This window comes from Nocardia shimofusensis NBRC 100134 (assembly GCF_001613125.1).
GTDB lineage: Bacteria > Actinomycetota > Actinomycetes > Mycobacteriales > Mycobacteriaceae > Nocardia > Nocardia shimofusensis.
The window spans coordinates 96,174-115,872 of record NZ_BDBT01000003.1 but is presented as its reverse complement, the minus strand read 5'-3'; the positions used below and the strand labels follow the sequence as shown (position 1 = coordinate 115,872).

Here is a 19,699-nt window from a genome sequence, read left to right as displayed (position 1 = left end):
CCCCATGCGGAGCATGAGTGCGGCCGCCGCACGGCGTACGGCGCTGGCGGCCCAGGGATTCGGCAGGCGCGGGACGCGGTCGTCGCCGCCCACCCGGCGATCTGTTCTCGACGTGATCGCCAGAACCCAGCTGCTGCAACTGGATTCGGTCTCGGCAGTGGTGCGCGCGCACTACGCGCCGGTGTTCAGCCGCATCGGGCCCTACGATCGCGCGCTGCTCGACGAGGCGGCCTGGAGCCATAGCGCCCGCAGGCCACGAAGGCTCGTCGAGTACTGGGCACACGAGGCCGCGCTGATGCCGGTCGAGGACTGGCCGCTGATGCGCTGGCGGATGGAGAAGTACCGGTACGGGCGCTGGGCCGGGATGCGCCGGACACTCGAGCGCAACCCGCGTCTCGGCGACGACATCCTGGCCGTGGTCCGGGAACAGGGCGCGTGCACCGCGAGCGAGGTGGAACGACATCTCGAATTGGACCGGCCACGCCCGAAGGGCAGCTGGTGGAATCTCAGCGACACCAAACTGGTCTGCGAGCAGCTCTTCGCCGCCGGCGAACTGGCCATCGACCGCCGGGTGGGCTTCACCCGGTACTACGACCTCACCGAGCGGGTGATAGCACCGGACATACTGGCCCGCGCCGTGCCCGAGGACGAGGCGGTGCGTGAACTGGTGCGCCGGGCATCGACCGCGCTCGGCATCGCCACCGAGGCCGACCTGCGTGACTACTACCGGCTGCATCGCGCCCAGACCGTTCCCGCCGTCGCCGATCTCGTGGACGCTGGAGAGCTGGAGCCGGTGTCGGTCGACGGCTGGGACGCCCCCGCCTACCTGCGCTCCGGCGCGGCGGTGCCCAGGCGGATGTCGGCTGCCGCGCTGCTGTGCCCGTTCGACCCGGTGATCTTCTTCCGCCCGCGCGCTCGGCGGGTCTTCGACTTCCACTACCGCATCGAGATCTACACCCCGGCCGATCAGCGGGTGCACGGCTACTACGTCTTCGCCTTCCTGCTCGGCGATCGGCTGGCCGGGCGTGTCGATCTGCGCGCCGAACGGGCGAACGGGCGGCTGGTGGTGCCGGGCGCGTTCGCCGAACCCGGCCACGATCCGGTGCAGGTCGCTCGGGCGCTGGCCGGCTCCCTGCGGGAGATGGCCGACTGGCTCGAACTCGACGACGTCGTGATCGGCGATCGCGGCGATCTGGCCGCGGAGCTGGCGGCTCAGCTGTTGCCGTCGGCGCTGTCGCGTTCGGTGTAGCCGCCGCCCTCGCCGCCCTCGCCGCCCTCGCGCTTGGGTCGCTCGGGGGAGCCGGTGCGGCCGGTGTCGCGCTTGTGGCCGTGGCCGTAGCCGCGCATCTGCTCGCGCAGCGCGCCGTCGACCGCCCGGGACAGCCAGGAGTTCAGCGAGACCCCGTTGGCGGCGGCGGCCTCCTCGGCCTTGGCCTTCATCTGCTCCACCAGACGCAGAGTGACCCGGCTGATGTCGCCGGTCATCTCCTCGAAGGTGGGCGGCTCGGCGCCGGTGTCCTTGCGCACGTCGACGGTGACCTCGGCGCCGTTGGTCGCCAGATGCACGGTCCGGTCGGGCAGGGCGGCGCCGATGTCGGCGGCGAGGTCCCACAGCGCCTCCAGCAGCACCAGCCGTGCGGCGTTCTCGGTGGCCGAGGCCAGGGCGGCAGCGGTGGCCTGGGTCTTCTCGTCGCCCAGCGCGGCGGCGGATATCAAGTTCTCGCGTAGTTGCGCAGTGTATTTCTCAAGATTCATGACACCAGTGTGATGTCATGAATGGCGTCAAGCAAGGAAAAGATGACATCATCTCGATGTCGTGGAAATGTGCTGCCGGTTCGCGGCGCGGCGCGTAGGGTGGTCACGATGTCGAGGGCGGAACGGGCACCGGGTAGCCTTTCTGACCATGACGAACGGTGAATCGACGCCCACGGAGCTGCGTGCATCCGGCACGGTAGGTGTCGCGATGGTGACCCCCTTCAGCGCTGACGGCAAGCTGGATGTCGATGCCGGGGTCTCCCTGGCCGCCCACCTCGTCGACCGGGGTGTCGACCTGCTCGCCATCTCCGGTACCACCGGTGAATCGCCGACCACCACCGAGTCGGAGAAGTTCGATCTGCTCCACGCCGTCGTCGACGCCGTCGGCGACCGCGCCACCGTGATCGCGGGCGCGGGCACCTACGACACCGCGCACTCGATCGAGTTGGCGCGCAATGCCCAGCGCGCGGGCGCGCACGGTCTGCTCGTCGTCACCCCGTACTACTCCCGGCCCAGCCAGGACGGGCTCATCGCTCACTTCACCGCGGTGGCCGACGCGACCGATCTGCCGGTCACGCTCTACGACATTCCACCCAGATCGATCATTCCGATCGGTCCCGAGGCACTGCGTGTCCTCGCCGAACACCCGCGCATCGTCGCGGTCAAGGACGCCAAGGGCGACCTGAACTCCGGCGCCGACATCATCGCCAACACGTCGTTGGACTACTACTCCGGCGACGATTGCCTCAACCTGCCGTGGCTGTCCATCGGCGCGGTCGGATTCATCAGTGTCATCGGTCATCTCGTGCCCGAGCGGCTGCGCGAGATGTACGAGGCCTTCACCTCCGGCGACGTGGTGCGCGCTCGCGACATCAACGCGAGCCTGGTGCCGCTCAATGCCGCGATGGCCCGCTTGGGCGGCGTCTCGATGACCAAGGCGGGCCTTCGCCTGCTGGGCATCGATGTCGGCGAGCCCAGGCTGCCGCAGCTCATGCCCAATTCCGCGCAACTCGATCAGCTGTCCGCCGACCTGCGGACAGCGGGGGTACTCGTATGACATCACCGCGCCGTTCTCGTCGCACCGCAAGCCGTCCGGCGGGTGCGCCCGCACCGGTGGAGGAACAGTCCGCTGCTGCCACGCAGGCCGCCCCGGCAGCGGAAGTCGTCGCGCAGCCGCCCGCCGCGAGCGTCGGTGCCGACACGTCCGGTAGCGGCACGCCCGCCGAGAAGTCCACGCAGGCAAGCGCATCCGTGGAAGCCGTCGCCCCGCAGGCGCGTCGTGAAGGCGGCGGGAAGTCCGCGGGCGACGCGGGCAGGAATGCCGGTGCGAGCGGAAAGAGCGCCTCAGAACCCGCGAAGACCACCGGCGACGCCAAGCGCGGCGACGGCGGTGGTAGCAGGCGCTCCGGCCGCAGGCAGGGGCGTGGTCGCGAGCAGCAACCGGTGTCCGCGCCGGTGGTGGCCGCCCAGGACCGGCTCGGCACTCCGCCGAAGGCGCCCAAGAACGGGCTACGGGTGTTCGCGCTCGGCGGCATCGGCGAAATCGGCCGCAACATGACCGTTTTCGAGTACGGCGGCAAGCTGCTGATCGTCGACTGCGGCGTGCTGTTCCCCGAGGACCAGCAGCCCGGCGTCGACCTGATCCTGCCCGACTTCCGGCCCATCGAGGACCGGATGGCCGACATCGTCGCCATCGTGCTGACCCACGGCCACGAGGACCACATCGGCGCGGTGCCGTTCCTGCTGCGCAACAGACCCGACATCCCGGTGCTCGGCGCCAAGTTCACCCTGGCGCTGGTGGCCGCCAAGTGCCGCGAACACCGGCTGCACCCCAAGCTCATCGAGGTCACCGAGGGCGAGACCACCGTCCACGGCCCGTTCGAATGCGAATACTTCGCGGTCAACCACTCCATCCCGGACGCGCTGGCCGTCGCCATCCGTACCCCGGCCGGCGTGGTCCTGCACACCGGTGACATCAAGCTCGACCAGCTGCCGCTGGACGGCAGGCTCACCGACCTGGCCGGATTCTCCCGGCTCGGCGACGAGGGCGTTGACCTGTTCCTGGTCGACTCCACCAATGCCGAGGTGCCCGGATTCGTCACTCCCGAGCGTGAGATCGGCGGCGTGCTCGACACCGTCATCGGCAAGGCGCGCGGCCGGGTCATCGTGGCCTCCTTCGCCAGTCATGTGCACCGCATCCAGCAGGTGGTCGACGTGGCCCAGAAGTACGGCCGCCGAGTGTGTTTCGTCGGCCGCTCGATGGTCCGCAATATGCAGATCGCCCAGGATCTGGGGTACCTGACCGTGCCCGAGAGCGTGGTGGTCGACCTGGACGTGGCCGCCACCCTGCCCAGCGACCGGCTCGTGCTGATCTCCACCGGTTCCCAGGGGGAGCCGCTCTCGGCGCTCTCGCGCATGGCACGCGGCGATCACCGGCAGATCCACATCCGTCCCGACGATCTCGTCGTGCTGGCGTCCTCGCTGATCCCCGGCAACGAGAACTCGGTCTTCGCCGTCGTCAACGGCCTGGCCAGGCTCGGCGCCTCGGTCATCACCCAGCAGAACGCGAAGGTGCACGTCTCCGGGCACGCCTCGGCGGGCGAACTGCTCTACCTCTACAACGCGGTGCGGCCCACCAATGCCATGCCGGTGCACGGCGAATGGCGGCACCTGCGCGCCAATGCCGCGCTCGCGGTGGCCACCGGCGTGCCCGAGGAGCGGGTGGTGCTGGCCGAGGACGGCGTGGTGGTCGATCTGGTGGACGGCATCGCCGAGATCGTCGGGCGGGTCCCGGTCGGCCACGTCTATGTCGACGGCCTCTCGGTCGGCGATGTCGGCGAGTCGACGCTGTCGGATCGTCTGGTGCTGGGCGAAGGCGGCTTCATCTCGATCACCGTCGCGATCGACGAGACCACCGGAAAGGCGGTCAGCGCACCGGAATTGAGCGGGCGAGGCTTCTCCGACGACCCGACCGCGCTGGCCGACGCCGCCGAACTGGTGGAGTCGGAACTGCAGCGGCTGGCGAGCGAGGGCGTCACCGAGACCCATCGCATCGCGCAGAGCGTGCGGCGCGTGGTGGGCCGCTGGGTGGCCGACACCTATCGTCGCCGCCCGATGATCGTGCCCACCGTCATCGGCGTCTGAGCCGCCCCGGACATCTCGAAGCGGCGCATCGAACCGAAGGGCCGCAATCGAACCGAAGGGCCGGGAGGAATCGGATTCCTCCCGGCCCTTCGGGTGTCACTACGCGCGGGTCGTCATCCGCGCGGGCTCACTGTGCCTGGCAGGCGGCCGAATCGAGCTTCGCCGAGCGCACGATGTCACAGGTGAAATCGTGCGAGACCTTCCAGGTGTCGCCCTCGGCGACGAACTCCACGTAGGCGCCCTCCACCGGGCGGCCGTCGATGGTCACGTTCGCGTCGGCCTTCAGCTTGCCGTCCACCGGCTCACCGACGTTGGTGATCTCCACCTTCACGTTGTTGGTCTCGGCCGCGTTCACCAGCTTGTCCACCAGCTGCGGATCCCGCTCGGCGTCCTGGATCCAGGAGGTCTTCTCCTCGGCGGGGACCGAGGAGTCGAACGCGCGGGTGAGCCGGTCGTTGAGTTCGGCGGCGGTGGGCTTGGGCAGGTTCGGCGGCGTGGTGGAGGTCGGGGCCACGCCTTCGACTGCGGCGTCTTCCTCGACGCCCGCCTCGAACTGCCCGGCGGGCGCGGTGGTCGCCGCGGCGCTCGACGAGTCGGAGGTGCTGTCGCTGTCGGAGCTGCAGGCGCCGAGCGCGAAGGCGGCGGCGGTCATGGCGATGGCCAGCGTCGTCCGGAACGTACGGTTCTTCACGTTTTCCCCTGAATGGAAGTCTCGCGCGCGCCGCCGGTGCGGCACGCGCCGGAATGGTCTGCCCGCCGACACGGCGGGACGGTGAGGTGACCGGTTACAGCGAGTAGCCCGCGGTGCAGCGCCAGTCGACGACCCAGCCGCCGGACAGTCGGCTCAGAGCGGCCGAGCGCGCGGCGGTGTAGCTGGATCGCGCGGCGGCGCTCCACATGTTCGAGGAACTGGCGAGCACGCCGCAGCCGTTCGACCAGGAGACCAGGACGCGGCAGCCCCCGCCGCAGGCGTCCACCGCGGCCTGCTCTGCGTCGCCGTAGCTGCCGTAGTTGTTCGCGATGCCGTACGCGCCGTCGCGCGAGGTGGCGATCGCGCCGTAGAAGCCGTAGTCGGCCTGCGCGGGCGCCGCGGCCCCCAGCATCGACGCGACGGTCGCAACCATCACCGCCGCAGCGGCGAAGAACTTCTTCAAGACGATTCCCCTTCGATGAATGGTCCATGACCCGATGGACGCCCTGACAAGCTAACCGGCAGCGGCCACGAAAAGCCAACACGCGCCTGGTTCCACGCCGCGGGGATGTCCCCTGGGAGTTCATCGGATAGGTTCGGCATGTGAGCATGGCACAGCGTGAACGGCGAGCACTGGTCGAGGCGATGGATGCGGCGGGGCCGGACGCGCCGACCCTGTGCGGTACCTGGACGGTGCGAGATCTCGCCGCGCACTTGATCGTTCGGGAACGCAGGCCCGATGCCGCGCCGGGCATCCTGTTGCGCCCGCTGGCCGCACGGCTGGAGTCGGTGCAGGCGAAGGTGGCCGTTCAGCCGTTCGAGCGTCTGCTGGAACTGGTGCGCACCGGTCCGCCCTGGTGGTCGCCGCTCAAGCCGGTGGACGCGGTGGCGAATCTGAGCGAGATGTTCGTCCATCACGAGGATGTGCGCCGCGCCGAGTCCGGCTGGGAACCACGCGAGCTGGCCGCCGAGGACGAGGATCAGCTGTGGAAGCTGCTGCGCAGGATGGGCAGGCTGGCTTATCGGAAGTCGCCGGTGCCGATCATGCTGGCGACCCCGGACGGGCGCAGCGTGGCCGTCGTCTCCGGTGACGGACCGGGGGTGACGCTCACCGGGAAGCCCTCCGAACTGTTGCTGCACGCCTTCGGGCGCGATGAGGTGCGGATCGCGGCGACGGGCGCGGACGACGCGGTCCGGACGGTGCTCGCGCTCGACCGCTCCATCTGAATCCCGGCGTTGCCGCGAGTGCCTCGGACGCCTTCGACCCCCGATACGGGTGTTGCGGATGGTTTCGATGGGGCGTTTGCGGCTAGCCTGGGGGCATGGCAGGTAAGTCCCGCAGCACCACGACCAGTCGGGCGCGGGCGGGATCGGCCCGGGGGAGGACCACGGCGGCGCGTACCCGAGGACAGGGCGAGACAGCCGCGCCCCGCGCGAGTACCGGGCGCTCGGGTACCCCGCGAGCGAGCACCCCGCGCCCGAACAGAACCCCCCGCGCCCGCGCCACTACGGCCCGCAAGCCCGTGCGCGGCCGTTCCGACACCGCCCCGCTGGCCGTGCTCAGCCGGGGCCTCGGCAGTGGCTGGACCATGGTGGCGCGCGGTGTCGGCGCCACCACCCGCACCCTGAGCCGGGCGGGCGAGATCGAGCACGGACACCGCCGCGACGGCATCGCGCTGGCGTTGCTCGCGCTCAGCGCGGTCGTCGCCGCCGCGGTCTGGCTCTCGGCGGGCGGTCCGATCGGCGGGTGGGTGGAAGGCGTCATCCGCTGGATCTCCGGTTCCGCCTCGGCGGCACTGCCGTTCGTCGCCACCGGTATCGCGGTGGTGCTGATGCGCACCGAGGCACGTCCCGAGGTCCGGCCGCGACTGGTGCTCGGCGGAGTGCTGATCGGGCTGCCCGCGCTGGGGATCTGGCATCTCGCCGCCGGAGCGCCGACCGGCGCGCACGAGCGCGCGCACGCCGCCGGATTCGTGGGCTACGTACTCGGCGGACCGCTCGCCGATGGCCTGACCGCCTGGCTCGCGGTGCCGATCCTGTTGCTGGCCATGGTCTTCGGCTTGCTGCTGATCACCGGAACCACGGTGCGCGAAGTGCCGCACCGGCTGCGTGAGCTGTTCGGCACCGCCGCGGGCGGCGACGAGTACGGTCACGACGGATACGGTCGCGAGGGATACGGGGCCGACGGATACGGGGCCGACGGATACGGGGCCGACGGATACGGGGCCGACGGATACGACGAAGACTTCGAACCGGTCGGCTACGACCCCGCGGGGCGTCCGCCCCGCGGCCGCTCCCGCCGTCGCGGTCGCACTCCGCAGGAGAACTACCCGCCCGACGAGTTCGCCGGATCCGACGCCGTCACCGAAATGCTCGGCGATATCGTGCCCGGCGAACCGCCGCTGCGCGAGGCGAAGCAGATCGCCGCCCCGCAGGCCGAGGCGGCGCCCGCACCGCGCAAGCGGGCCGCGCCCAAGGCCGCCGACCAGACTCCGCCGCCGCCCCCCGAGCCGGAATTCGTCGCCGACCGGGTCATCGAGGGCGATTACACGCTGCCGCCGATGAATCTGCTCACCGACGGCGATCCGCCCAAGAAGCGCAGTGCCGCCAACGAATCGATGATCGAGGCGATCACCGAGGTGCTGGTGCAGTTCAAGATCGACGCCGCGGTCACCGGATTCGTGCGCGGCCCGACGGTGACCCGCTACGAGGTGGAACTCGGGCCGGGCGTGAAGGTCGAGAAGATCACCGCGCTGACCCGCAATATCGCCTACGCCGTCGCGACCGAGAACGTGCGTCTGCTCGCCCCGATCCCCGGCAAGTCGGCGGTCGGTATCGAGGTGCCCAACGCCGATCGCGAGCTGGTGCGCCTGGCCGACGTGCTCAAGGCGCCCTCGACCCGCAACGACCACCACCCGCTGGTGATCGGTCTCGGCAAGAACATCGAGGGCGAGTTCGTCTCGGCCAACCTGGCGAAGATGCCCCACCTGCTGGTCGCGGGCTCCACCGGGTCGGGCAAGTCGAGTTTCGTGAACTCGATGCTGGTCTCGTTGTTGCAGCGGGCCACGCCAGAAGAGGTGCGGATGATCCTCATCGACCCGAAGATGGTCGAGCTGACCCCGTACGAGGGCATTCCGCACCTGATCACGCCCATCATCACCCAGCCCAAGAAGGCCGCCGCCGCGCTGGCCTGGCTGGTGGAGGAGATGGAGCAGCGCTACCAGGACATGCAGGCCAACAAGGTCCGCCACATCGACGACTTCAACAAGAAGGTGAAGTCGGGCGTGATCACCGCTCCGCTGGGCAGTGAACGGGTCTACCGGCCCTACCCGTACATCCTCGCCATCGTCGACGAGCTCGCCGACCTGATGATGACCGCGCCCCGCGACGTCGAGGACGCGATCGTGCGCATCACCCAGAAGGCGCGCGCGGCGGGCATCCATCTGGTGCTGGCCACCCAGCGGCCCTCGGTCGATGTCGTCACCGGCCTGATCAAGACGAATGTGCCCTCGCGCCTGGCGTTCGCGACCTCTTCGCTCACCGACTCCCGGGTCATCCTGGACCAGCCGGGCGCGGAGAAGCTGATCGGCATGGGCGACGGGCTGTTCCTGCCGATGGGCGCGGGTAAGCCGACTCGTCTGCAGGGCGCGTTCATCAGCGACGAGGAGATCCACGCCGTCGTCGACTTCACCAAGAATCAGGCCGAACCCGATTACCAGGAAGGCGTCACCGCGGCCAAGGCCGGGGAGAAGAAGGACGTCGATCCCGATATCGGCGACGACCTCGACCTGCTGTTGCAGGCGGTGGAGCTGGTGGTGACCTCGCAGTTCGGCTCGACCTCGATGCTGCAGCGCAAACTGCGGGTCGGCTTCGCCAAGGCGGGGCGGCTCATGGACCTCATGGAGACGAGGGGGGTCGTCGGTCCGAGCGAGGGCTCCAAGGCACGCGATGTGCTGGTCAAGCCCGACGAACTCGACGGTCTGCTGTTCTCGATCCGTGGGGGCGGCCCCGAGGACGGCGAGGAATCCGCCGACTGACGCGCTCTGGGCGCGCGGATGATCGGATCCGCGGCCGGGACACGCTCACCACAGGTCGGCCGGATGGGCGATCGCGTCGCCGACGAGCGCCATGCCCGCCAGCGCGAACAGTATGCGCACCGACGGTGGTCCGAATCGGGTGACGGCCCTGGTGATGCGCCGGTACGCCTGTCGCGCGTTCGCTGTTCGCCGGGTCGCCAGCGCCAGCAGCAGCATCGGCGGCAGCAGCGCGATCACCCCGTAGGCGACCAGGATCGACGGCCACACCGTCGCGGACGCGTGGTAGGCCGACAGCATCGCCAGACCCGCCAGATACGGCACCGAGGTGGTCGATTGGATGACACCGATCGCCAGGCCGGCCAGCGCCAGCACGAGCGGCCTGCCGCGCAACTCGATCGCCCAGGCGGGCGGCGTGCTGCGCTGACCGGTCGCGGGCAGCGCGGCCAGGACGAGCAGGACCGTTCCGGCGAGCAGTTCGCCCCGGAATCTGATCGCGGGGGTGAGTCGGAAATCGAACAGGTCGGTGAGCCAGCCGATGCCGAGCACGGTGCAGACGCCGAATGCCACCGTGGCGACGAAAACACCCGCCAGAAACCCCAGACCGGCGGGGACCGGCGAACGCCTGCGCAGTCTGCTGTCGTAGATCACCGCGGCGGTGACGCCCACCAGCAACAGATCCAGGGAATCGAGGAAGGCGAAACCGGCGAGCGCAGGAAGCAGAGTCAACATGGCGGTTCCGAAGATACGGCGGGCCGCGTTCGCCGCCGTATCGGGGTGATCATGCTCACCACGGCGGGGTTCGGCTCTGGCACACCTTTCACCCCGCCGACGCTGTCACCAGCGGGAACGGTGTGATGTGGAAGTATGGGGGCGAGGTTCAGGCGTCGGCGATAGTGGACAAATCCGGCATTATGGCGGTCATGATCGGCGATCGGAGTTCAGCATGCAGGTGAGTGCGCTCGAGTGGGTGATCACTGTCGCGGTGGTTCTCGGGCTGTTCGTGTTCGACTTCTTCGCCCATGTCCGGACCCCGCACGAACCCAGCTTCCGGGAATCCGGATTCTGGTCGGCGGTCTACATCGGACTGGCGCTGGTCTTCGGCGGCTATGTCGCGTGGAAATGGGGCTCGACCTACGCGGGGGAGTACTACGCCGGCTTCGTCACCGAGAAGGCGCTGTCGGTCGACAACCTGTTCGTCTTCCTCATCATCATGAGCACCTTCGCGGTGCCGCGGATCTATCAGCAGAAGGTCCTGCTGATCGGCATCGTGCTCGCGCTGGTGATGCGCGGCGCCTTCATCGCCGTCGGTGCGGCCGCGATCAACGCGTTCAGCTGGGTGTTCTACCTGTTCGGCCTGTTCCTGGTCTACACCGCGATCAAGCTGCTGCGCGAGAGCGGGCACGAGGTGGAGGCCGAGGAGAAACGCGACAGCAGGATCGTCGCGCTGGCCAAGAGGGTCCTGCCCACCACCGACGAGTACGACGGCGACCGGCTGGTCACCCGGATCGACGGCAAACGCGTCGTCACCCCGCTGCTGCTCGCGCTGGTGGCGATCGGCTTCACCGATCTGCTCTTCGCCCTCGACTCGATCCCGGCGATCTACGGTCTCACCGAAGAGCCCTACCTGGTGTTCGCCGCCAACGCCTTCGCGCTGATGGGTCTGCGCCAGCTGTACTTCCTCATCGGCGGTCTGCTCGACCGGCTGGTCTACCTGTCCTACGGCCTGGCCGCGATCCTCGCCTTCATCGGTGTGAAGCTGGTGCTGCACGCGCTGCACGAGAACACACTGCCGTTCGTCAACGGCGGTGAGCACGTCAGCGTGCCGGAGATCTCCACGCCGTTCTCGCTGGCGGTGATCCTCGGCGTGCTCGTCGTGGCCACGGTCGCCAGCCTGGTGAAGACGCGCGGCAGGAACATGGCGAAGGCGGCGCCGGGAACATCGGACAAGGCCGAGCACTAGTCGGAGCCGACACGACGAGCCCGGCGGGGCCGCACGCCGGGCTCCTCGTCGCCTCGGGCCGACACGATCGGCCGGTCAGGCCGAGAAGGCGCCGAGCACCGGCTGCCATTCGTCGATCCGCACCGCATCGATCAGCCGCTCCTGTGCGAACGGGTCGTGGGCGAGCAGTACGCGCAGGCTCGCCTCGTCCTCGGCGCGGAACAGCAGCAGCGCGCCCGATCCGTCGGTGTAGGGGCCGCTGGTCAGCAGCGCCCCGGACTCCACCTGATCGGTCAGCCAGGCGCGGTGCCGGGGGCGATGGGCGTCGCGCGCGGGGACGGTGGCCTCGGAGTAGGTGTAGTGGACGGCGAAGGTCGGCACGGATATCGCTCCTTGGTCGGTCGGGCGGGGCGCGAGCACGCTCGGACGGACGTGCGGCTCACAGATTCAGCAACATCCTGGTGTTGCCGAGCGTGTTCGGTTTCACGTAGCTGAGGTCGAGGAACTCCGCGACGCCGGTGTCGTACGAGCGGCACATCTCGGCGTACACCTCGGCGGTGACGGGCGTGCCGTCGATCTCGGCGAAGCCGTGCCTGCCGAAGAACTCCACCTCGAAGGTCAGCACGAACAGCCTGCGCAGTTCCAGTTCCCTGGCGACCGTGATCAGCCTGCGCACGATCAGCCCGCCGACGCCTCGACCCTTCACCACCGGATCCACGGCCACCGTGCGCACCTCGCCGAGATCGGCCCAGAGCACGTGCAATGCGCCACACCCGACCACCGCGCCGTCCAGCTCGGCGACCCAGAATTCCTGCACCGCCTCGTAGAGGGTGACCAGGCTCTTCTCCAGCAGGATGCGACCGGCGTAGACGTCGACCAGCCGTTTGATCTCGGCGACGTCGGAGGTTCGGGCACGGCGAACGACCGGTTCGGCGCCGGGAGCGGGGGAGGTCGCGCCGGGCTGCGCATCGCTGGTCGGACCACTGATCGGTCCCCGAGAGGTCATGGGGTGCACAGTAGTCGGCCGGGTTACCGATAGTCTGATCGTGTGCCGCACATCCTGTCGTTCCGCCCACCGCATCGCGTCGGGGCAGCGCAACCGCAGGTCCGCGGCCCGATGAGCCCCCCGCGCGGGAGTGAGGTCCGCGCGTGATCGACAGTCATGGTGGTGATCTCGCGCCCACGGAGACGGCGAGGTCGCGACCCGCGCCCGCGCCTGCCCCGGAGCGCCCGCACTTCGTCGCCGCGTCCTCGGACGCGCCCGTGCCGCTGCTGAACATCGCCAACGTGCTGACGATGCTGCGGATCGCGATCGTCCCGTTGTTCCTGCTCGCGCTGTTCGCCGGTGACGGCCACGAGACCGGCTGGCGGGTAGGTGCCGCCGCGTTGTTCGGCCTCGCCGCCGTCACCGACCGGTTCGACGGGCAGTTGGCCCGCAAATACGGCTTGGTCACCGATTTCGGCAAGCTCGCCGATCCGATCGCCGACAAGGCGCTGATCGGGGCCTCGCTGATCGGTCTGTCCGCCCTCGGCGATCTGCCGTGGTGGATCACCCTGGTGATCATCGGCAGGGAGATCGGCATCACCGCGTTGCGTCTGATCGTGGTCCGCCGTGGCGTCATCCCGGCCGGTCGCGGCGGCAAACTCAAGACGCTGGTGCAGTCGGTGGCCATCGCGGTGCTGCTGCTGCCGCTGTCGGGCGCGTTCGAGACCTTCGGGATGATCCTGATGTACCTCGCGCTGGTGCTCACCGTGGTGACCGGGCTCGACTACGTGGGCCAGGCCGCGCGGGTGTGGTTCGCCGGCTCGTCCCGGCTGCGCGGCGCATGAGCGACCCGCTGACGGCCGGGGCACCCGTCGCCGAACTCGTGCGCGCGCTGAGCGCCGCCGGGCAGACCGTCGCCACCGCGGAATCGCTGACCGCGGGCCTGCTGTCGGCCACCCTGGCCGGGGTGCCCGGCGCGAGCGCGGTGCTGCGCGGTGGACTGGTGGTCTACGCCACCGATCTCAAGCACACCCTGGCCGATGTCGACGAGGAACTCCTGGCCACGGTGGGGCCGGTCTCCGCGGGCGCCGCCGAGCAGCTGGCGGTCGGTGCCCGTACTCGCTGCGCGGCGGACTGGGGCGTCGGGCTGACCGGGGTCGCCGGGCCCGACAGCCAGGACGGTCATCCGGTCGGAACGGTGTTCCTGGGCCTGTCCGGACCGTGCCATACCGAGGTGATGCGGTTGCGGCTCTCCGGCGACAGGTGGACCATCAGACACACCGCGACACAGTCCGCGGTACGGGAACTGCTCCGGTGCGTCCAGGGCGGCTGACTCGCCGCACGACGAATCCACCTCCCGGGAACCGCCGGGCGTCTCCGGACGTTGTGCCAGAAAGAGCGGTGCGCGCCAGGCCAGGTCGCCGACGCGGCGCACGGTGATCGGAGCGAAGGAGATCGAGATGACGCTGCTGCGAGAGGCCATCGGCGACAGTCTGCGGCGTGCACGTCTCGCCCAGCACCGAACCCTGCGTGAGGTCTCCACCTCGGCGCGCGTGAGCCTGGGCTATCTGTCCGAGGTGGAACGGGGCCGCAAGGAGGCGTCGAGCGAGCTGCTCGCCGCCATCTGCCACGCGCTGGACGTGCCGCTGTCGCGGGTGCTGTGGGATGTCAGCGCGGTGATGGCCGGCGGTGACGCGGAACCCGCTCCTGTGGCGGTCGCGCCCGATCCCGGCGGCCCGGCTCTTCCCGCTCCCGCCGGGCACGAGGTTCCCGACGGCGAACCGGCGGGCACGGCGATGTCGGCCACGGCGGTCCGTCCGCAGATCGACGAGGACACCCGCATCGTCATCCCCGCCCCGACAGCGGACATGCTGGTGCTGGTCAAGAGCAACTGACGATCGCCGCGGCGGTGATGCTTCCTGCGACGCTGGGGGAGGATGCCGAAAGCGGCTAGATTCTGTAGTAAGCGTCGGTTGGGCCGGGTCGGTCCGGTCCAGGTGCCGCGTCGTGGAGGACAAGCACAACCGGGTGCGCGAGGGTCGCGCCCCCGGGCCGCAGCAAGCGGTACATCAGATGGAGGCGGGATCAATCGATGGCTAATCCGTTCGTCAAGGCCTGGAAATACCTGATGGCCCTCTTCGATTCCAAGATCGAGGAGCACGCGGACCCCAAGGTGCAGATCCAGCAGGCTATCGAGGAAGCTCAGCGTCAACACCAGGCTCTCTCGCAGCAGGCCGCGTCGGTCATCGGCAACCAGCGACAGCTGGAGATGAAGCTCAACCGCCAGCTCGACGAGGTCGAGAAGCTCAACGCCAACGCCAGGCAGGCCGTCCTGCTCGCCGACCAGGCGGCGGCCGCGGGCGATACCGAGAAGTCCATCCAGTACACCAATGCCGCCGAGGCCTTCGCCGCCCAGCTGGTCACCGCCGAGCAGGCCGTCGAGGATCTCAAGGTGCTGCACGACCAGTCGCTGCAGGCCGCCGCCCAGGCCAAGAAGGCGGTCGAGCAGAACGCGATGCTGTTGCAGCAGAAGGTCGCCGAGCGCACCAAGCTGCTCAGCCAGCTCGAGCAGGCCAAGATGCAGGAGCAGGTCTCGGCCTCGCTGCAGCAGATGGACTCCACGCTGTCCGCGCCGGGCAGCACCCCGAGCCTGGACGCCGTGCGCGAGAAGATCGAGCGCCGCTACGCCAACGCGCTCGGCTCGGCCGAACTGGCCCAGAACTCGGTGCAGGGCCGCATGATGGAAGTGCAGCAGGCCAGCGTGCAGATGGCCGGGCACAGCAGGCTCGAGCAGATTCGTGCTTCCATGCGCGGCGACGCGCTGCCCGCCGGTGGCGCCGACGCCGCGCTGAACCCCGCCCAAGCCGATCCGGCCCAGGCCCAGCCACAGTTGAACAAGGGACAGACCGCTCAGCAGTAGAACCACGATCAGGTGAGCCGACGGTGCTCGGTTCGTGGCAGGTGTGAGGAAGTACATGAGCCGCAAGCGAATTGCCGCCGGGTATGCCCCGGCCGAGTACGCGCACGCACCGTACGGCGCACCGGCGCCGGTAGCCTTGCCCGACACCTTGCGTGACGTGGGTGAGCAGGCACTGGGCGCGGTGCGTCGCTGGGCCGACCCGCGGGAACGTGAACTGCGCAAGCGGCGTCGGGCTCGTAGGCGCAGTGTCCGCTTCGGCACGGTCTCCGGGATCACCACCGTCGGCCTGGTCGGCCTGGTCATCATCTCGGCGCCCGCTTGGGCGGTCGTCGCCCTCGGCGGCGGAGCGGTGGCCGCGGTCACCGGCGCCGCCTACAACACGCGGCGTTACCTGCAGATGCGCGACGTTCCGCTGCCGCCGCCCCGCTTCCAGCCCCGGCGGCAGCCACCGTTGCGCTCGGCGGCCCGTACGTCGATCGCTCGGCTGGTCCGGGCGGAACGGGTGATGCACGGCGTCACCGCCCAGATCGCCGCCGGTCGCAGGCTCCCGCCCGCCGAACTCGCCGAACTGGCCGAGACCGCCGCCGCCGGCGCCGCCGCCCTGCACGCGCTCGCCGCCGACATCGTGCAGATGGAGCAGGCGCTGGAGGTCGTCGGGCAGGCGAATGCTCGGGTCTCCTCGTCGCTGGCCGAGACGGTGCGCGCGGCCCTGGCCAGGCTCGACCACGGCGTCGGCGAATACGAGCAGGTGCTGGCCGCGGCGAGTCACGTGCTGGCCGTCCCGGAGAATTACGTCGTCGATTATCAGTTCGTGGGCATTGTCGCCGAGTTGCGCGACGCCGCGGACCGGCTCGACGGCTGGGCCCAGGCACTGACCGAGCTGGCCGACCAGCACACCCTGCGTCCGCACTGGGGGTGAACCCTGATTTCCACCCGGATATCCCGCCTGACCTGCTGATTTCCGGTGACCTGAGTGCCAGTCTGAAGGTGTCGGGTCGTCGGACGACGATCGGAGAAGACCTCCGGGAGGCTGGAAATGCTGTGGAAGATCATCGGTGTCGTAGCGATCGTCTGGATCGCGCTGGCGATCATCGGCGCGCTGATTGAAGGGCTGTTCCCGGTCCTGGTGGTCGGCGCCCTCGTCTTCGGTGCGTATCTGCTGTTCAAGGCGGTGTCGAGTAACGACCGCACGCCGGTCGGCAAGCCCTGACCCCCTACCCGCCGTCGACAACACGGGCCGTTCACCTCGCGAAAGGTGAACGGCCCGTGTTGTTCTCGAGACGGCTCGGTCGCGAGCGCCGGCTCAGAGCGCGCCGCTGTCGCTGATCGTCACCGGCAGGTAGGTCCCGCCGTCCTCGGTGCCGACCTGCTCGACGGTCCGAACCACCTCGAGGCCCTCGACCACCGAACCGAAGACCACATGCTTGCCGTCGAGCCACGGGGTGGCGTCGAGGGTGATGAAGAACTGGGAGCTGTTGGTGTCGGGTCCACGGTTGGCCATGCTGAGCACGCCCGGTCCGTCATGGGACAGCTCGAAGTTCTCGTCCGGGAAGGACGGGCCGTAGATGCTGGTGCCGCCGGTCCCGTCACCGTTGGTGAAATCCCCGCCCTGAGCCATGAATCCGGGGATCACCCGGTGCAGTGACGAGCCGCGGTAGCCGAAGCCCTGCTCGCCGGTGGCCAGTGCGCGGAAGTTCTCGGCGGTGCGCGGCGCCACGTCCGAGCGCAGTTCGATCACCACCCGGCCCACGGGCGCATTGCCGATGGCCAGGTCGAGATAGACCCGGGGCAGTGTGTCGGCGTGCGCGTTCGGCGCGGTCAGCGGGCCCGGTGCGAAGACGGTGAACAGCGCCAGTGCGAGGACCGCCACGGCACGTGTGAGCTTCATCATGCGCATGTGTCTACATCATGAGCTGTGCAGTTGCTCACCGGGCCGGTCTTCGGGCCGGGCAAGGCGCTTCGGCGGAAGCACGGTGGCCGCCGCGACAGCCGGTGTTGAATGGGCGCATGGAGCAGATACCCGAGGACTGGCATCGTGGCCTGGTGATCGTGGCTCACCCCGATGACATCGAGTACGGCCTCGCCGCTGCGGTCGCCCGTTGGACAGCGCAGGGCAAGGACATCAGGTACGTGCTGGTGACCAGCGGTGAGGCCGGCATCGCGGGCCTGCCGCCGGCGGAATCCGGGCCGCTGCGCGAACGCGAGCAACTGGCCTCCGCGGCCGCCGTCGGGGTGAACGAGGTCGAGTTCCTCGGCTACCCGGACGGCCGCCTCGAGGCGAGCCTCGGATTGCGACAGGATCTGGCCGCCGCCATTCGCAGACATCGTCCCGAAATGGTGATCCTGGGGAACTTCGGCGACACCTGGGCCTCGGGATATGTCAACAGCGCCGACCACCGCGCGGTGGGGCGCGCGGGCCTGGACGCGGTCTCCGACGCGGGTAACGAGTGGATCTTCCCCGAGATCGCCGACCTGGAACCGTGGCTCGCGCGCTGGGCGGCGGTGACCGGCCCGGGGCCCACGCACGCGGTCGATGTCACCGAGACCGTCGACCAGGCGGTGATCTCGCTGTCCGCGCACCGGCGCTACCTGGAGGCGCTGAGCCCCGAACCGGTGGAGCAGCAGGCGCGAACCGTCATCGACATGGTCACCGCACCGATCGAGGGTTTCCCGGCCGAGCGGGCGGTGGGGGTCCGGTTGTATTTCTTCTCGTGAGAGTTTCGTCCGGGAGCGCCAGGGGTGTGCCCGGTGCCGGGCCCCGGGTGTGGCAGGCTGAGCCGATGCGTGTTGCGGTCGTCGCCGGTCCGGACCCCGGCCATGCGTTCCCTGCGCTCGCACTGTGCGAGCGGTTCCTCGCCGCGGGCGACGAACCGGTGCTGTTCACCGGACCGCGTTGGTTCGATACCGCCAGAGGCGCCGGCATTCCGGTGCGCAGGCTGAAAGGCCTGGCGCCCAGGGCGATCGACGACGACGCCGACGCGGGGCGGCGCATCCACGAGCGCGCCGCCCACATCTCCACCGAGATCCTGCCCGACCTCAGTGCCATGCTGCCGGAGCTGGTGGTCTCCGATGTATTGACCGCCGGTGGTGGAATGGCCGCCGAACGGCTCCGCGTGCCGTGGGTGGAGCTCTCGCCACATCCGTTGTATCTGCCGTCGAAAGGCCTGCCGCCCATCGGAAGCGGGCTCGCGGTGGGCGAGGGTGTGCGTGGCAGACTGCGGGACTCGGTACTGCGGGCGATGACCGACCGTGCCGTACGCAAGGGCGAACAACAGCGCTCCCGTGCCCGCGAGAGCGTCGGCCTGCCCTCCGTCGATCCGGGACCGGCGGCGCGTCTGCTGGCGACGCTGCCCGCGCTCGAGGTTCCGCGCCCGGACTGGCCGGACAACGCGCACCTGGTCGGCCCGTTGCTGTGGGAGCCGACCGACGATGTGCTCGAGCTGCCGCCGGGCGACGATCCGCTGGTGATGGTCGCCCCGTCCACCGCGCACACCGGGGTCGAGGGGATGGTCGATACCGTGCTGCGCGCGCTCGACGGAGCGGGTGTGCGGGTGGCGATCTCGATGCTCGACGCCCCACCCGCCGATCTGCCGTCCTGGGCCACCGCGGGCTTGGGCCGGCAGGACGAACTGCTGCGGCACGCGGCGGTGGTCGTCGGCGGCGGCGGGCACGGCCTGCTCGCCAAGACCCTGCTCGCCGGGGTCCCCATCATCACCGTGCCCGGCGGTGGAGATCAATGGGAACTGGCCAATCGTGCGGCGCGGCAAGGCAGTTCGATCATCGTCCGGCCGCTGACCGCCGAATCGGTGCGTACCGCCGTGCAGGAAATGCTCGATCATCCGCGCTACACCGCCGCCGCCGAGGAGGCGTCGATGGGTGCTGCCGAGGTCGGCGATCCGGTCGAACTGTGCCGCCGGGTGCTCGACCGAGTGCGCTCGCGCTGACAGCCGAGGGCGTCCGGACCGCGAGTGCTGGGCACGGTGCGGGTGGCGAACCGGCGCGAGTATCTTCGGGACGATGCGGTTGACGGAGTTCCAGGAGCTGTTGCACACCGAGTTCGGCAGTGTGCGGGGCGACGCCCTGCTCGCCGATCACACCATTCTGGCCCTCGGCGGCCGCACCGGAGCGCAGGCGATCGAGGCGGGTATCGATCCGCGCGAGGTGTGGCGGGCGCTGTGCGCCGAGTTCGACGTTCCGAAGTCCCGCTGGTGAGCTGCTGGTTCAGCCC

The 19,699-nt window shown here is 69.7% G+C and carries 22 protein-coding genes; 15 read left to right on the top strand and 7 right to left on the bottom strand.

Features of this window, described 5'->3' with window-relative positions:
• Nucleotides 1-4: 4 nt before the first annotated feature.
• Nucleotides 5-1,249 carry a winged helix-turn-helix domain-containing protein gene (locus NS3_RS04290; protein ID WP_067853864.1) on the top strand — a complete coding sequence of 415 codons (1,245 nt, stop codon included), beginning with the start codon at nucleotides 5-7 and terminating at the stop codon, nucleotides 1,247-1,249.
• Here NS3_RS04290 and NS3_RS04285 read toward each other — a convergent pair.
• Nucleotides 1,213-1,755 carry a toxin-antitoxin system HicB family antitoxin gene (locus NS3_RS04285; protein ID WP_067853861.1) on the bottom strand — a complete coding sequence of 181 codons (543 nt, stop codon included), beginning with the start codon at nucleotides 1,753-1,755 and terminating at the stop codon, nucleotides 1,213-1,215. The genes NS3_RS04290 and NS3_RS04285 overlap by 37 nt on opposite strands.
• A 148-nt stretch (nucleotides 1,756-1,903) precedes the next feature.
• Here NS3_RS04285 and dapA point away from each other — a divergent pair, with 148 nt between their 5' ends.
• Nucleotides 1,904-2,812, top strand: coding sequence for a 4-hydroxy-tetrahydrodipicolinate synthase (dapA, locus tag NS3_RS04280; RefSeq protein WP_067853858.1), 909 nt, complete (start codon nucleotides 1,904-1,906; stop codon nucleotides 2,810-2,812).
• Nucleotides 2,809-4,899, top strand: coding sequence for a ribonuclease J (locus NS3_RS04275; protein ID WP_067853855.1), 2,091 nt, complete (start codon nucleotides 2,809-2,811; stop codon nucleotides 4,897-4,899). The genes dapA and NS3_RS04275 overlap by 4 nt, the downstream gene beginning before the upstream one ends.
• Nucleotides 4,900-5,026: 127 nt before the next feature.
• Here NS3_RS04275 and NS3_RS04270 read toward each other — a convergent pair whose 3' ends face one another.
• Nucleotides 5,027-5,590, bottom strand: a complete 564-nt coding sequence (locus NS3_RS04270; protein ID WP_067853852.1) for a WKL family lipoprotein — start codon at nucleotides 5,588-5,590, stop codon at nucleotides 5,027-5,029.
• A gap of 94 nt (nucleotides 5,591-5,684) precedes the next feature.
• Nucleotides 5,685-6,053 (bottom strand): DUF4189 domain-containing protein, encoded by a 369-nt coding sequence (locus NS3_RS04265; protein WP_067853849.1) that lies wholly within the window; start codon nucleotides 6,051-6,053, stop codon nucleotides 5,685-5,687.
• Between the two features lie 140 nt (nucleotides 6,054-6,193).
• On the opposite strand from NS3_RS04265, the gene NS3_RS04260 reads away from it, so the two are divergent.
• The gene (locus NS3_RS04260) at nucleotides 6,194-6,817 is read left to right on the top strand and encodes a TIGR03085 family metal-binding protein (RefSeq protein ID WP_067853846.1); all 624 of its coding nucleotides are present in this window, start codon (nucleotides 6,194-6,196) and stop codon (nucleotides 6,815-6,817) included.
• Nucleotides 6,818-6,912: 95 nt separating this feature from the next.
• Nucleotides 6,913-9,627, top strand: coding sequence for an FtsK/SpoIIIE family DNA translocase (locus NS3_RS04255; RefSeq protein ID WP_067853843.1), 2,715 nt, complete (start codon nucleotides 6,913-6,915; stop codon nucleotides 9,625-9,627).
• A 45-nt stretch (nucleotides 9,628-9,672) separates the two neighbouring features.
• On the opposite strand, the gene NS3_RS04250 is transcribed toward NS3_RS04255, so the two are convergent.
• A complete protein-coding gene (locus NS3_RS04250; RefSeq protein WP_067853840.1) occupies nucleotides 9,673-10,356 on the bottom strand; it encodes a GAP family protein in 684 nt (227 codons plus the stop codon).
• Between the two features lie 214 nt (nucleotides 10,357-10,570).
• Between NS3_RS04250 and NS3_RS04245 the strand changes: the two genes are divergently transcribed.
• Nucleotides 10,571-11,587 (top strand): TerC family protein, encoded by a 1,017-nt coding sequence (locus tag NS3_RS04245; protein ID WP_067853837.1) that lies wholly within the window; start codon nucleotides 10,571-10,573, stop codon nucleotides 11,585-11,587.
• Nucleotides 11,588-11,662: 75 nt separating this feature from the next.
• Here NS3_RS04245 and NS3_RS04240 read toward each other — a convergent pair whose 3' ends face one another.
• Entirely contained in the window at nucleotides 11,663-11,947 is a 285-nt protein-coding gene (locus tag NS3_RS04240) for a YciI family protein (protein ID WP_067853834.1), read from the bottom strand.
• 58 nt (nucleotides 11,948-12,005) lie between these two features.
• A complete protein-coding gene (locus NS3_RS04235; RefSeq protein WP_067853831.1) occupies nucleotides 12,006-12,572 on the bottom strand; it encodes an amino-acid N-acetyltransferase in 567 nt (188 codons plus the stop codon).
• Nucleotides 12,573-12,718: 146 nt separating this feature from the next.
• Between NS3_RS04235 and pgsA the strand changes: the two genes are divergently transcribed.
• The 6 genes from pgsA to NS3_RS29410 all read left to right on the top strand — a co-directional run bounded on the left by pgsA (nucleotide 12,719) and on the right by NS3_RS29410 (nucleotide 16,681).
• Entirely contained in the window at nucleotides 12,719-13,396 is a 678-nt protein-coding gene (gene pgsA, locus NS3_RS04230) for a CDP-diacylglycerol--glycerol-3-phosphate 3-phosphatidyltransferase (RefSeq protein ID WP_067854526.1), read from the top strand.
• On the top strand, nucleotides 13,393-13,884 hold the full coding sequence (locus NS3_RS04225; protein ID WP_067854523.1) for a CinA family protein: 492 nt from the start codon (nucleotides 13,393-13,395) through the stop codon (nucleotides 13,882-13,884). Before pgsA ends, NS3_RS04225 begins: the two co-directional genes overlap by 4 nt.
• Before the next feature lie 127 nt (nucleotides 13,885-14,011).
• Nucleotides 14,012-14,446 (top strand): helix-turn-helix domain-containing protein, encoded by a 435-nt coding sequence (locus NS3_RS04220; protein ID WP_067854520.1) that lies wholly within the window; start codon nucleotides 14,012-14,014, stop codon nucleotides 14,444-14,446.
• A gap of 197 nt (nucleotides 14,447-14,643) precedes the next feature.
• Nucleotides 14,644-15,471 (top strand): PspA/IM30 family protein, encoded by an 828-nt coding sequence (locus tag NS3_RS04215; RefSeq protein ID WP_067853828.1) that lies wholly within the window; start codon nucleotides 14,644-14,646, stop codon nucleotides 15,469-15,471.
• Between the two features lie 55 nt (nucleotides 15,472-15,526).
• Complete coding sequence (gene pspM / locus NS3_RS04210; protein WP_067853826.1) at nucleotides 15,527-16,390, top strand: phage shock envelope stress response protein PspM; 864 nt, start codon at nucleotides 15,527-15,529, stop codon at nucleotides 16,388-16,390.
• A 117-nt stretch (nucleotides 16,391-16,507) separates the two neighbouring features.
• Nucleotides 16,508-16,681, top strand: a complete 174-nt coding sequence (locus NS3_RS29410; RefSeq protein ID WP_169811592.1) for a hypothetical protein — start codon at nucleotides 16,508-16,510, stop codon at nucleotides 16,679-16,681.
• Between the two features lie 93 nt (nucleotides 16,682-16,774).
• Here the strand turns inward: NS3_RS29410 and NS3_RS04205 are convergent, their stop codons facing one another.
• Complete coding sequence (locus tag NS3_RS04205; protein WP_245649458.1) at nucleotides 16,775-17,362, bottom strand: peptidylprolyl isomerase; 588 nt, start codon at nucleotides 17,360-17,362, stop codon at nucleotides 16,775-16,777.
• Between the two features lie 116 nt (nucleotides 17,363-17,478).
• Here NS3_RS04205 and NS3_RS04200 point away from each other — a divergent pair, with 116 nt between their 5' ends.
• The 3 genes from NS3_RS04200 to NS3_RS04190 all read left to right on the top strand — a co-directional run bounded on the left by NS3_RS04200 (nucleotide 17,479) and on the right by NS3_RS04190 (nucleotide 19,683).
• Nucleotides 17,479-18,186, top strand: coding sequence for a PIG-L deacetylase family protein (locus NS3_RS04200; protein ID WP_067853820.1), 708 nt, complete (start codon nucleotides 17,479-17,481; stop codon nucleotides 18,184-18,186).
• Nucleotides 18,187-18,251: 65 nt separating this feature from the next.
• Nucleotides 18,252-19,415 carry a glycosyltransferase gene (locus NS3_RS04195; RefSeq protein WP_067853817.1) on the top strand — a complete coding sequence of 388 codons (1,164 nt, stop codon included), beginning with the start codon at nucleotides 18,252-18,254 and terminating at the stop codon, nucleotides 19,413-19,415.
• Between the two features lie 73 nt (nucleotides 19,416-19,488).
• Complete coding sequence (locus NS3_RS04190; protein ID WP_067853815.1) at nucleotides 19,489-19,683, top strand: DUF3046 domain-containing protein; 195 nt, start codon at nucleotides 19,489-19,491, stop codon at nucleotides 19,681-19,683.
• Nucleotides 19,684-19,699 lie beyond the last annotated feature (16 nt).

What these genes read in the sequence shown, in the direction of transcription:
- pspM (WP_067853826.1), top strand. Translation starts at nt 15,527, where the DNA reads ATGAGCCGCAAGCGAATTGCCGCCGGGTATGCCCCGGCCGAGTACGCG.
- NS3_RS04250 (WP_067853840.1), bottom strand. Translation starts at nt 10,356, where the DNA reads ATGTTGACTCTGCTTCCTGCGCTCGCCGGTTTCGCCTTCCTCGATTCC.
- NS3_RS04190 (WP_067853815.1), top strand. Translation starts at nt 19,489, where the DNA reads ATGCGGTTGACGGAGTTCCAGGAGCTGTTGCACACCGAGTTCGGCAGT.
- NS3_RS04215 (WP_067853828.1), top strand. Translation starts at nt 14,644, where the DNA reads ATGGCTAATCCGTTCGTCAAGGCCTGGAAATACCTGATGGCCCTCTTC.
- NS3_RS04205 (WP_245649458.1), bottom strand. Translation starts at nt 17,362, where the DNA reads ATGATGAAGCTCACACGTGCCGTGGCGGTCCTCGCACTGGCGCTGTTC.
- NS3_RS04200 (WP_067853820.1), top strand. Translation starts at nt 17,479, where the DNA reads ATGGAGCAGATACCCGAGGACTGGCATCGTGGCCTGGTGATCGTGGCT.
- NS3_RS04220 (WP_067854520.1), top strand. Translation starts at nt 14,012, where the DNA reads ATGACGCTGCTGCGAGAGGCCATCGGCGACAGTCTGCGGCGTGCACGT.
- NS3_RS04275 (WP_067853855.1), top strand. Translation starts at nt 2,809, where the DNA reads ATGACATCACCGCGCCGTTCTCGTCGCACCGCAAGCCGTCCGGCGGGT.
- NS3_RS04225 (WP_067854523.1), top strand. Translation starts at nt 13,393, where the DNA reads ATGAGCGACCCGCTGACGGCCGGGGCACCCGTCGCCGAACTCGTGCGC.
- NS3_RS04285 (WP_067853861.1), bottom strand. Translation starts at nt 1,755, where the DNA reads ATGAATCTTGAGAAATACACTGCGCAACTACGCGAGAACTTGATATCC.
- NS3_RS04290 (WP_067853864.1), top strand. Translation starts at nt 5, where the DNA reads ATGCGGAGCATGAGTGCGGCCGCCGCACGGCGTACGGCGCTGGCGGCC.
- NS3_RS29410 (WP_169811592.1), top strand. Translation starts at nt 16,508, where the DNA reads ATGCTGTGGAAGATCATCGGTGTCGTAGCGATCGTCTGGATCGCGCTG.
- NS3_RS04195 (WP_067853817.1), top strand. Translation starts at nt 18,252, where the DNA reads ATGCGTGTTGCGGTCGTCGCCGGTCCGGACCCCGGCCATGCGTTCCCT.
- NS3_RS04255 (WP_067853843.1), top strand. Translation starts at nt 6,913, where the DNA reads ATGGCAGGTAAGTCCCGCAGCACCACGACCAGTCGGGCGCGGGCGGGA.
- dapA (WP_067853858.1), top strand. Translation starts at nt 1,904, where the DNA reads ATGACGAACGGTGAATCGACGCCCACGGAGCTGCGTGCATCCGGCACG.
- NS3_RS04235 (WP_067853831.1), bottom strand. Translation starts at nt 12,572, where the DNA reads ATGACCTCTCGGGGACCGATCAGTGGTCCGACCAGCGATGCGCAGCCC.
- NS3_RS04245 (WP_067853837.1), top strand. Translation starts at nt 10,571, where the DNA reads ATGCAGGTGAGTGCGCTCGAGTGGGTGATCACTGTCGCGGTGGTTCTC.